11 protein-coding genes are annotated in these 9,712 nt (G+C 67.9%); 1 reads left to right on the forward strand and 10 read right to left on the reverse strand.

Features of this window, described 5'->3' with window-relative positions; genetic code table 11:
* Positions 1-18: 18 nt before the first annotated feature.
* The 10 genes from ACFU7D_RS15185 to prmC all read right to left on the reverse strand — a co-directional run bounded on the left by ACFU7D_RS15185 (position 19) and on the right by prmC (position 8,554).
* Positions 19-945: a F0F1 ATP synthase subunit gamma gene (locus ACFU7D_RS15185; protein ID WP_378868353.1), complete on the reverse strand. Its 927-nt coding sequence runs from the start codon at positions 943-945 to the stop codon at positions 19-21.
* 3 nt (positions 946-948) lie between these two features.
* Positions 949-2,589, reverse strand: a complete 1,641-nt coding sequence (gene atpA, locus ACFU7D_RS15190) for a F0F1 ATP synthase subunit alpha (protein WP_378726494.1) — start codon at positions 2,587-2,589, stop codon at positions 949-951.
* Positions 2,590-2,668: 79 nt separating this feature from the next.
* Positions 2,669-3,481 carry a F0F1 ATP synthase subunit delta gene (locus ACFU7D_RS15195; RefSeq protein WP_378726496.1) on the reverse strand — a complete coding sequence of 271 codons (813 nt, stop codon included), beginning with the start codon at positions 3,479-3,481 and terminating at the stop codon, positions 2,669-2,671.
* Positions 3,481-4,017 (reverse strand): F0F1 ATP synthase subunit B, encoded by a 537-nt coding sequence (locus ACFU7D_RS15200; RefSeq protein WP_091047787.1) that lies wholly within the window; start codon positions 4,015-4,017, stop codon positions 3,481-3,483. Before ACFU7D_RS15200 ends, ACFU7D_RS15195 begins: the two co-directional genes overlap by 1 nt.
* A gap of 26 nt (positions 4,018-4,043) precedes the next feature.
* On the reverse strand, positions 4,044-4,250 hold the full coding sequence (locus ACFU7D_RS15205) for an ATP synthase F0 subunit C (RefSeq protein WP_091047785.1): 207 nt from the start codon (positions 4,248-4,250) through the stop codon (positions 4,044-4,046).
* Between the two features lie 87 nt (positions 4,251-4,337).
* On the reverse strand, positions 4,338-5,144 hold the full coding sequence (gene atpB / locus ACFU7D_RS15210; RefSeq protein ID WP_378726498.1) for a F0F1 ATP synthase subunit A: 807 nt from the start codon (positions 5,142-5,144) through the stop codon (positions 4,338-4,340).
* 112 nt (positions 5,145-5,256) lie between these two features.
* On the reverse strand, positions 5,257-5,625 hold the full coding sequence (locus tag ACFU7D_RS15215) for a hypothetical protein (protein WP_378726500.1): 369 nt from the start codon (positions 5,623-5,625) through the stop codon (positions 5,257-5,259).
* Between the two features lie 162 nt (positions 5,626-5,787).
* Positions 5,788-6,963, reverse strand: a complete 1,176-nt coding sequence (locus ACFU7D_RS15220; RefSeq protein WP_378726502.1) for a glycosyltransferase family 4 protein — start codon at positions 6,961-6,963, stop codon at positions 5,788-5,790.
* Positions 6,963-7,700 carry an L-threonylcarbamoyladenylate synthase gene (locus tag ACFU7D_RS15225; RefSeq protein ID WP_378726505.1) on the reverse strand — a complete coding sequence of 246 codons (738 nt, stop codon included), beginning with the start codon at positions 7,698-7,700 and terminating at the stop codon, positions 6,963-6,965. Before ACFU7D_RS15225 ends, ACFU7D_RS15220 begins: the two co-directional genes overlap by 1 nt.
* The gene (gene prmC / locus ACFU7D_RS15230; RefSeq protein ID WP_378868356.1) at positions 7,697-8,554 is read right to left on the reverse strand and encodes a peptide chain release factor N(5)-glutamine methyltransferase; all 858 of its coding nucleotides are present in this window, start codon (positions 8,552-8,554) and stop codon (positions 7,697-7,699) included. Before prmC ends, ACFU7D_RS15225 begins: the two co-directional genes overlap by 4 nt.
* A 175-nt stretch (positions 8,555-8,729) precedes the next feature.
* Between prmC and ACFU7D_RS15235 the strand changes: the two genes are divergently transcribed.
* Positions 8,730-9,668, forward strand: a complete 939-nt coding sequence (locus tag ACFU7D_RS15235; protein WP_378868359.1) for a hypothetical protein — start codon at positions 8,730-8,732, stop codon at positions 9,666-9,668.
* Positions 9,669-9,712: the final 44 nt, after the last annotated feature.

Genomic DNA, 9,712 nt, shown 5'->3' on the forward strand with positions numbered 1-9,712 from the left:
CAGTCTTTCTGTGGGTTCTCAGTCGTTCGCAGCCTGGGCGTCGGCGAGCGCGTTCACGCCGCCGACGATCTCGCTGATCTCCTGGGTGATGCCTGCCTGGCGAGCCTGGTTGGCAACCCGGGTGAACTTCTTGATGAGCTCGTCGGCGTTGTCGGTAGCCGACTTCATCGCCTTCTGACGCTGAGCCAGCTCGGAGGCGGCCGCCTGCAGCAGCGCGAACCAGATCCGGCTCACGACGTACTGCGGGAGCAGCGAGTCGAGCACGGCCTCGGCCGACGGCTCGAACTCGTAGAGCGGCAGGACATCGCCCTCGGCCGGAGCCTCGGTGCCCTCCACGACCTCGAGAGGCAGAAGGCGTACGGCGGTGGGCTTCTGCGTCATCATGGTGATGAACCGCGTGTAGACCACGTGGACCTCGTCGACGCCGGGAGCGGCGGCCTTCTCGGCCTCGGCACCCTCGACGAAGACCTCGATCAGCTTCTCGCCGATCTCCTTCGCCGCCTCGTACTCCGGACGGTCCGAGAAGCCCGTCCAGGCCTGCGCCACGGGACGGCTGCGGAACTTGTAGAAAGCCTCCGCCTTGCGTCCGGTGACGTAAAGGTCGACGTCCTTGCCCTCGGCCTTGAGCTTCTCGACCAGACCCTCGGCCTCCTTGAGCACGCTCGAGGAGTAGGAGCCGGCCAGACCCCGGTCGCTGGTGACCACCAGCACGGCGGCGCGGGTGGGCGCCTCCGGCTCGGTGGTCAGCGGGTGGTCCACGTTGGAGTAGGTCGCCACCGCAGAGACGGCGCGGGTGAGCTCACGGGCGTACGGCGCGGCCGCATTGGCCCGCTGCTGCGCCTTGATGATCCGGGACGCAGCGATGAGCTCCATGGCACGCGTGATCTTCTTCATCGACTCCGTCGACTTGATCCGCGCGCGGAGTTCACGCACTGACACGGCCATGGGTCAGCCCCGCTTCTGCTTGACGATCTGCTCCTGCTCGACGTCCTCGTCAGCCAGGGCCTCTTCCTTGGCGGAACCCGGCTTGATCGAGGCGCCCTCCGAGGTCTCGAACTGGTCGAGGAAGGCGTCGTAGGCGTCGTTGAGCGCGGTCTCGGTGGAGTCCTCGAACTTCAGGGACTCGCGGATCGCGGCCAGGATGCCCTCGTGCGAGCGGCGCAGGTAGTCGAGGAACTCCTGCTCGAACTTGAGCACGTCCTCGGTCGGGACGATGTCCAGGCGGCCGGTGGTGCCGAGCCACAGCGAGACGGTCATCGCGTCGATCGGGTACGGCGAGTAGGCCGGCTGCTTGAGCAGCGCCATCAGCCGCTGGCCGCGGGCCAGCTGCTGCTTCGAGGCCGCGTCCAGGTCGGAGGCGAACATCGCGAAGGCCTCCATCGCGCGGTACTGCGCGAGGTCGACCTTGAGCGAGCCGGTGACGCCCTTGAGCGCCTTGGTCATCGCCGCGCCACCGACGCGGGAGACCGAGACACCGACGTCGATCGCCGGACGCTGGTTGGCCGCGAACAGGTCGGACTGCAGGAAGATCTGACCGTCGGTGATGGAGATGACGTTGGTCGGGATGAACGCCGAGACGTCGTTGGCCTTCGTCTCGATGATCGGCAGACCGGTCATCGAGCCCGCGCCCATCTCGTCGGAGAGCTTCGCGCAGCGCTCCAGCAGCCGGGAGTGCAGGTAGAAGACGTCACCCGGGTAGGCCTCACGGCCCGGCGGGCGGCGCAGCAGCAGCGACACGGCGCGGTAGGCCTCGGCCTGCTTGGTCAGGTCGTCGAAGACGATCAGGACGTGCTTGCCCTCGTACATCCAGTGCTGGCCGATGGCCGAGCCGGTGTAGGGGGCGAGGTACTTGAAGCCGGCGGAGTCGGAGGCGGGAGCGGCCACGATGGTCGTGTACTCCAGCGCGCCGGCCTCCTCGAGGGCGCCACGCACGGAGGCGATGGTCGAGCCCTTCTGGCCGATGGCGACGTAGATGCAGCGAACCTGCTTGTCGGGGTCACCCGAGTCCCAGTTCTGCTTCTGGTTGATGATCGTGTCGATGGCGACCGTGGTCTTACCGGTCGCGCGGTCACCGATGATCAGCTGGCGCTGGCCGCGGCCGATCGGGGTCATCGCGTCGATCGCCTTGATGCCGGTGGCGAGCGGCTCGTGAACCGACTTGCGCTGCATCACGCCCGGGGCCTGGAGCTCCAGGGCGCGGCGGCCGACCGTCTCGATGTCGCCGAGGCCGTCGATCGCGTTGCCGAGCGGGTCCACGACGCGGCCGAGGTAACCGTCACCGACGGGGACGGAGAGAACCTCGCCCGTACGTCGGACCGACTGGCCCTCCTCGATCTTGTCGAAGTCGCCCAGGATGACGACACCGATCTCGCGGGTCTCGAGGTTCAGGGCGAGACCGAGAGTCCCGTCCTCGAACTCGAGGAGCTCGTTCGCCATGGCCGAGGGCAGGCCCGAGACCTGGGCGATGCCGTCAGCGGTCCGCGCGACAGTGCCGACCTCCTCGGTCTTCGCCGCCTCGGGCTTGTAGTCCGCGACGTACTTTGCCAGCGCGTCCCTGATCTCGTCGGGACGGATGGTGAGCTCCGTCATCTCTGCCTTCTCTCTCGTTCTTACGTCGAAGTCTGTGTCACACAGGGGTCATACGGCCAGTCGAGGCCGTGATGCCGGATCAGCCGGCGAGTGCTCGCTGCGCCCCGTCGAGGCGGCTGGAGATGGTGCCGTCGATGACGTCGTCACCGATCGAGACCTTGATGCCGCCGACGATGGCCGGGTCGACCACGATGTTCAGGTGGACCTCGCGGCCGTACTTCGTCGCGAGGGCCGCAGCCAGGCGGGTGGTGTCAGCCTCCGAGAGCGGGGCGGCCACGCGGACGACCGCGGTGCCTTCGCCCGCGACCGCGGCGGCGACCTTCTGGTATTCACCCAGCGCGACCGTGGCGGTGCGGTAGGTGCCGGCCAGTGCGTGCTTGGTCAGGGTGACCGTCGCCGCCAGCGCCTTGCCGCCGAGCAGGTCGTCGACCAGCTTGACCTTGTCAGCGGTCGTGCGAGCCGGGTCGGAGAGCGCGTCGCGCAGCTCCGGCGTCTCCTGCACGGCCTGCTGAACCGCGAACAGCTCGTCGGCGAGGCGCTTGGCCTCGCCGCCGGCGCTGCGGACCGCGGCGATCTCGCTCAGTCGCTCGACCGCGTCGCTCAGGTCACCGGCGTGCGTCCAGCGGTGCTTGACCGCCGACTCGACCACACCGAGGCCCGTCGCGTCGACCTTCCCACCGAACAGCTCGCCGACGAGGCCGGTCTTGGCCTCTGCCGGCACCGAGGCGTCGGTGACGAAACGGCGCAGAGCTGCTTCGGTGCGGAAGGTCTGGGAGACCTCGAAGAGGGTGTCGGCCGCCTTCGCCGCCGCCTCGGGAGAGGCGGAGACAGCGGTCTTCAGCTCCTCGGTCAGGGCGGCAACGGCGTCGGCCGACGCTCCACGGAAGTCCATCAGTGAACCCCTGCCTCGAGGTCAGCGAGGAACCGCTCGACCACACGGCTGGAACGCTCGTCGTCGTCGAGGGACTCCCCGACGATGCGACCGGCGAGACCGGTGGCCAGCGAGCCGACCTCGGTCTTCAGCGAAGCAGCAGCCGCCTGGCGCTCGGCCTCGACCTGCGCCTTGCCTGCGGTGACGATGCGCTCGGCCTCGGCCTGCGCCTCGGCGCGGAACTCGGCCTTGATGGCTGCGCCCTCCTCGCGGGCCTGCTCGCGGATGCGGGCAGCCTCGTGACGAGCATCGGCCAGCTGGGCCTCCAGCTGGGCGAGCTTGGCGTCCGCCTCGGCCTGCTTGGCGTTGGCGTTCTCGATGCCACCTTCGATCGCCGCGGTTCGATCGGCGTACGCCTTCTCGAAGTTCGGAACGATGAACTTCGCAACTCCCACGAAGAGGATGGCGATGACGATGACACCGAGGATGATCTCCGGGACGTGCGGGACCAACGGGTTGATCTCGGTCTCCGCAGCGGTTACCTGGGTAAGGATCATGTCGGAACCTTCAGTAGTTCCCTACGTCAGCGAAGGACGAAGGCGAGAGCCAAGGAGATGATGAAGAACTGCTCACACAGAGCGAAGCCGAGGATCGCGATCGCCTGCAGGCGGCTCTGGGCCTCCGGCTGGCGGGCGACACCGGCGACGTACGCGGCGAAGATCAGACCGACACCGACACCCGGGCCGATGGCGGAGAGGCCGAGGCCGATGATTCCGAGCTGTCCCTCCATGGGGATTTTCCTTTCGGTTGTGACGCGATCTGCGTCATTTGTTGTACGTCGAGTTGGGTTAGCTGTTTGGGTCCGAGCCTGAACGGATCAGTGCTCGTCCGCGACCGCGCCGGCGATGTACATCGCCGAGAGCAGCGTGAAGACGTATGCCTGCAGGAACATGATCAGCATGTCCAGGAAGGACACGAAGATGCCCAGCAGGAAGGCGAAGACGCCGGCGGCGACGCCCTGCCACGTCGGAGCGTAGTGCAGGATCAGCCAGGCGCCGCCGATGGAGAACAGCGCCACCAGCAGGTGGCCGGCGAACATGGTCGCGAAGAGACGGATGGCCAGCGTGAAGGGCCGCACGACGATGTTGGAGAGGAACTCCAGCGGGACCATCATGATCAGGATCGGGCCGCTCACGCCGCTCGGCACCGTCTGGAGCTTGAGGTAGCCGACGAACCCGTGCTTCGCGATGCCGACGATGTTGTAGACCAGCCAGGTGATCGCGGCCAGCGCCACGGTGAAGCCGATGTGCGACATCGTGGGGAACTGGACGAACGGGATGATCCCGTAGAAGTTGTTGATGATGATGAAGATGAAGACCGTGAAGAGGTACGGCACGAACCTCATGTAGTCCTTCGACCCGATGATGTCGCGGGCGATGGAGTTGCGGACCATCCCGTAGACGTACTCACCGGCGAACTGCAGACGGCTCGGAACCACGGCGGCCTTGCGGGAGGCGGCGTAGAAGAAGCCGAAACCGATCGCGACGGACAGCAGGACCAGGAGAGTCACCTTGGTCACGGCCCAGTCGCCGGACCCGACGATCGGCGGAAGGAAGAAGTCCGCGGGCCCCGGGATATGAGGCCCCGACTCCGACGCCATAACGGTGGCGGCAAGCGACTTCACGCTGTCTCCTGTTTGTTCGAACTTACGATTCTGGGTGGCGAGCCTTGAGGCTCGGGCATCATCCCGGCGGCCGCCCCCGACGGCCCGGACGATATCAGGCGCTACTGACGGGTCACGAGTCTGCCCCGGGCAGGTCGAAGAGCGGGATCCGCTCGCGTCGCACCAGGAACGCAAACGTGGTCGTCCATGCGACGGTCAGCGCCATGACCGAGAAGGCTGCCGCACGTACGACAGCGTCTCCCCCGGTCTGCGAAACGACCAGCAGGACAACGAAGAGAACCATGCCTGACACAGTGAAGACACCGACAGCGGCGGGCAACGACAGGGCGGGCGACTTCGCCGCGACCCAGAACATCGCCCAGGACCCGACCGCCAGCACGACAACGGTGGCGATCGAGCCGATCGCGGCACCGGTCAGACCATCAGTCCCGGCAAGAACAAAGGCCACCGCGAGGGCCGCGAGCACAGCAACTGCGGACACTGCGGCAGAACCTCGCAGCACCTTGGACTTGCTGGTTGCGGTCGTCATCGTCGGCGGCCGTTCTCTCTGGGGGCATTTCACGTGCTCAGGAGCGTATCCCGAGCGCTCGTGAAAACTATCACAAGCGTGTTTGGGTGCCCTAATTGATCGATCAAGACACCGCTAGTGGTGCTGGTTCTCCAGCGGGGTGAGGTCCTCGGGGACCTCGAGGAGCTTGTCGGTGCGCTCGCCGCGGATCTTGGGGAGGACGAAGGTGAGGAGCACGATGAGGGCCGTGGCGACGATGACGCCGACGATGACGACGGGGCCGCGGTAGAGGGTCACGAAGACGGAGCCGAAGGACATCAGGCCGGCCCAGAGCCACATGATCAGCACGGCACGGCGCTGGGAGTGCCCGATCTCCAGGAGTCGGTGGTGCAGGTGCTTCTTGTCCGCGGCGAACGGGGAGCGGCCGGCGCGGGTGCGGCGTACGACGGCCAGCACCAGGTCGACGAGTGGCACCACGAGGATGGTCAGCGGGAGCAGCAGCGGCAGGAAGGTCACCAGGAGCGCGGTGGAGGCGTCGAAGGCGTTCACGTTCAGGCCGCCGGCGTTGTAGGAGCCCGAGAGGGTGACCGCGCTGGCGGCGAGGATCAGGCCGATCAGCATCGAGCCGCTGTCGCCCATGAACAGCCGGGCGGGATGCCAGTTGTGGATCAGGAAGCCGACGCAGGCTCCGGCGAGCGCGACGGTCAGGAGGGCCGCTGTCGAGGCGCGGCCGATGTCGTTGATCCGGGTGAACTGGTAGCAGAACAGGAACAGCGCAAGCGCACCGATACCGACCACACCAGCGGCCAGACCGTCGAGGCCGTCGATGAAGTTGACCGCGTTGACCACGGTGATCACGACGAGCCCGGTGAGCAGTGCGCCCTGGGCCGGGTCGATCGAGAACTGGGTGCCGTCGGGGAACGTGATCAGGCTGTACTGCAGGTTGAAGCCCACCAGGATCGCGGTCGCCAGCACCTGACCGCCCAGCTTGGTGAGAGCGTCGAGCTCGAAGATGTCGTCGACGACACCGACGATGCAGATCAGCGCGCCGGCGAGGATTACGACGCCGGTGTCCTGCAGCACGAAGTCCGGCGCGTCGGCCAGGAACGGCAGCTCGCGGGCGACCAGGTAGGCAGCGACCAGACCACCCAGCATCGCCACGCCGCCCATGTAGGGGACCGGAACTGCGTGTACGTCACGGTCGCGGACCTTCGCGACGGCCCCCGTGCGCGTCGCGAACTCGCGGGCGACGACGGTGAGCAGGTAGGTCACCACGGCGGCGACCAGGAAGAGGAGGACGTAGGCGCGCATCAGGCTTCTGTGTCGGCGTCCGTGGTGGGCAGGTCGGTCTCGGCCTCGGCCTCGGCTGCGGGATCAGGATCACCGGGTCGGCGGATGGCGACGTCGTGCTCGGCGAGGATCTCGTTGATCCGGTCGATGCTGATCGCACCCTCCCGGAGAACCTTCGGTTCGTCGCCGGTCGCAGAGACGATCGTGGACGCCTCGCCGACGGGCGACTCGCCGCCGTCGATGATGGCCTTGACCATCTTGCCGAGCATCTCGTCGGCCTGGTCGGCGTTCGTGGCAGCAGGCTTCGTGGTGCGGTTGGCCGAGCTGGTCGCGAGCGGACCGACCCGGTCGATGATGCGGCGCAGGATGTCGGAGTCGGGGATGCGTACGGCCACGGTCTGGCGGGCCTCGCCCAGGTCCCACTGCAGCGACGGCTGCTGGTGGAAGACGACCGTGAGCGCACCGGGCCACAGCTCCTCGACGAGGCTGCGCGCCCAGTCGGGGATCCGCGTCGCGAGAGCGTCGAGGGTGGCGACGTTGGAGATCAGCACCGGCGGCGGCATCGCGCGGCCTCGGCCCTTGGCGGCGAGCAGACCGGCCACGGCGCCCTTGTCGAACGCGTCCGCGGCGATGCCGTAGACCGTGTCGGTCGGTACGACCACGAGCTCGCCGGCCTGAAGGGCAGCCACAGCAGCATCGATCGCCTCGGTCTGCTCGTCCTCGGTCGCGATCGGGTAGCGCTCAGTCACAGTGCTCATGTTGCCAGTTGTGCGGTCGTGAAGCGCGGACGGCCTGCCAGATCGAGATGATCGCGTACGTCCTGCCATCGTCCGGTGGCCGCGAAGACCGCCGGGGCGCCGCCGTTGTCGGCGTTCGGACCCTGCTCGTCGGCGTGCTCGAAGCCGACCACTCCCCCGGGTCTGAGCAGCTCGGCAGCCCGCCGTTCGAGGACACGGATCGCGTCCAGCCCGTCCTGCCCCGAGAAGAGCGCGAGGTCGGGGTCGTGGTCGCGCGCCTCGGTCGCGACGGACTCCCAGGCTTCGAGCGGGATGTACGGCGGATTGCAGACGAGCACGTCGACCCTGCCGTCCAGGTCGGCGAACTCGTCGGCCATGTCGCCCTGCCGCAGGTCCACGCCGGTGCCGGTCAGGTTGCGTACGGCCCAGGGGTAGGCGTCCTCGGAGAGCTCGACCGCGTGCACGTCGGCGCCCGGGACCTCGTCGGCGATGCTCTTGGCGATCGCGCCCGACCCGGTGCAGAGGTCGACGACGACGGGCTGGTCGATGGTCGTGGCCCGGTCGATCGCCCAGCCGGCGAGCAGCTCGGTCTCGGGCCGCGGCACGAAGACGCCGGGACCGACGGCGAGCTCGACGTGCCGGAAGTACGCCACCCCGGTCAGGTGCTGCAACGGCTCGCGTTCCGCGCGGCGGGCGAGCAGATCCGCGTAGGCCTTCTCGTGATGCTCGGCCACGTCGTCGACGAGGAAGAGGCGGTTGCGGTCGGTGTCGAGGACATGCGCCAACAAGATGGCCGCATCGGCGTCCGGGCTCTCGACTCCGGCCTCTTCGAGCTGCTTTCGGGCACTTGCCAGAAGTGCGCGCGGGGCGGTCATGGGCAACTGCTCCTGAATGTGTTAGTCATGCTTTACCCCGCTGAGGGTAACGTTCGGGCGCCTCAACGGTTCTTCCGGTCATATCGGGGGACGCGGGACTGGCCGCACACCTCGGCGGGCGCTGTGCTGCCCCACCACCACACCCGAGATCTCCCCCGGAAGGAAACATCACCCCATGAAGTGGCTCTTGCTGCTTGCACTCATCCTCGTCCTCGCCCTCCTGATCTGGTTCTTCTTCGGACGTCCGATCCGCAAGGACGCCAAGGCCGCACCTCAAGCGGACAAGGAGCACCCGACCACCGAGGCCGCTGAGGCCACCGACGCGCCCGTCACCGACGCCGCCGTCCCCGCCGAGGCTCCTGCAGTCGAGGAGCCCGCGACCGAAGAGCCCACCAAGGCTTCCGTCGAGGCCGAGGCCGAGGTCGCCGAGCCGGCCACCGAAGACGTGACCGACGCGGATACCGCTGCTGTCGTCGCGGAGGCCGAGAGCGTCACCGCCGCTGCCGCCGCGGCCGAGCCGGTCGCGACCGAGCCCGTCGCTGCTGAGCCCGAGACGGCCGAGGCTGAGGCTGACGAGGCTCCCGTGGCGGCCGAGCCGAAGGCCACCCCGGCCGTCGAGGCGCCCGCCGCGACCAACGCTGCTCCCTACCCCGGCGCCGTACTTCCGGCTGCTGACGGAACCAGCCCGGATGCTGCGTACGACATCAAGGGCAGCAGCGGGAAGAAGTACCACACGACGGCGAGCCCCTACTACGGCCGTACGAAGGCAGCCGTCTACTTCGACTCCGAGGAATCGGCCGAAGCGGCCGGCTTCGTGGGGGCGAGCAGCGACTTCTACGACCGCAGCAAGAAGGCCGACACCGTCGAGACCGACCAGCCGCTGCCGCCGGCGAGCAACTACGGGGCCGGCAGCGCCGACCCGCTCGAGGACGGCTCCAGCCCGCACCCGACGTACGTCGTGAAGGGCAACATCCGCAAGGACGGCGCGAAGCGCTACCACACCTCCGCGAGCACCGCCTACAAGCGGACCCAGGCCGAGGTCTGGTTCGACAGCGAGACCTCGGCCGAGGCCGCCGGCTTCGTCGTGGGCTTCAAGAAGAAGGCCAGCGCCTGAGCAGGCTCCGATGAGACAGCCGAAGGGCGCAGTCACCTGGTGAC

It is taken from the genome of Nocardioides sp. NPDC057577 (genome assembly GCF_042801335.1).
Classification (GTDB): domain Bacteria; phylum Actinomycetota; class Actinomycetes; order Propionibacteriales; family Nocardioidaceae; genus Nocardioides.

Bases quoted from the DNA above. Each gene is read 5' to 3' on its own strand.
- ACFU7D_RS15185 (WP_378868353.1), bottom strand. From the start codon at position 945: ATGGCCGTGTCAGTGCGTGAACTCCGCGCGCGGATCAAGTCGACGGAG.
- atpA (WP_378726494.1), bottom strand. From the start codon at position 2,589: ATGACGGAGCTCACCATCCGTCCCGACGAGATCAGGGACGCGCTGGCA.
- ACFU7D_RS15195 (WP_378726496.1), bottom strand. From the start codon at position 3,481: ATGGACTTCCGTGGAGCGTCGGCCGACGCCGTTGCCGCCCTGACCGAG.
- ACFU7D_RS15200 (WP_091047787.1), bottom strand. From the start codon at position 4,017: ATGATCCTTACCCAGGTAACCGCTGCGGAGACCGAGATCAACCCGTTG.
- ACFU7D_RS15205 (WP_091047785.1), bottom strand. From the start codon at position 4,250: ATGGAGGGACAGCTCGGAATCATCGGCCTCGGCCTCTCCGCCATCGGC.
- ACFU7D_RS15220 (WP_378726502.1), bottom strand. From the start codon at position 6,963: ATGCGCGCCTACGTCCTCCTCTTCCTGGTCGCCGCCGTGGTGACCTAC.
- ACFU7D_RS15225 (WP_378726505.1), bottom strand. From the start codon at position 7,700: ATGAGCACTGTGACTGAGCGCTACCCGATCGCGACCGAGGACGAGCAG.
- prmC (WP_378868356.1), bottom strand. From the start codon at position 8,554: ATGACCGCCCCGCGCGCACTTCTGGCAAGTGCCCGAAAGCAGCTCGAA.
- ACFU7D_RS15235 (WP_378868359.1), top strand. From the start codon at position 8,730: ATGAAGTGGCTCTTGCTGCTTGCACTCATCCTCGTCCTCGCCCTCCTG.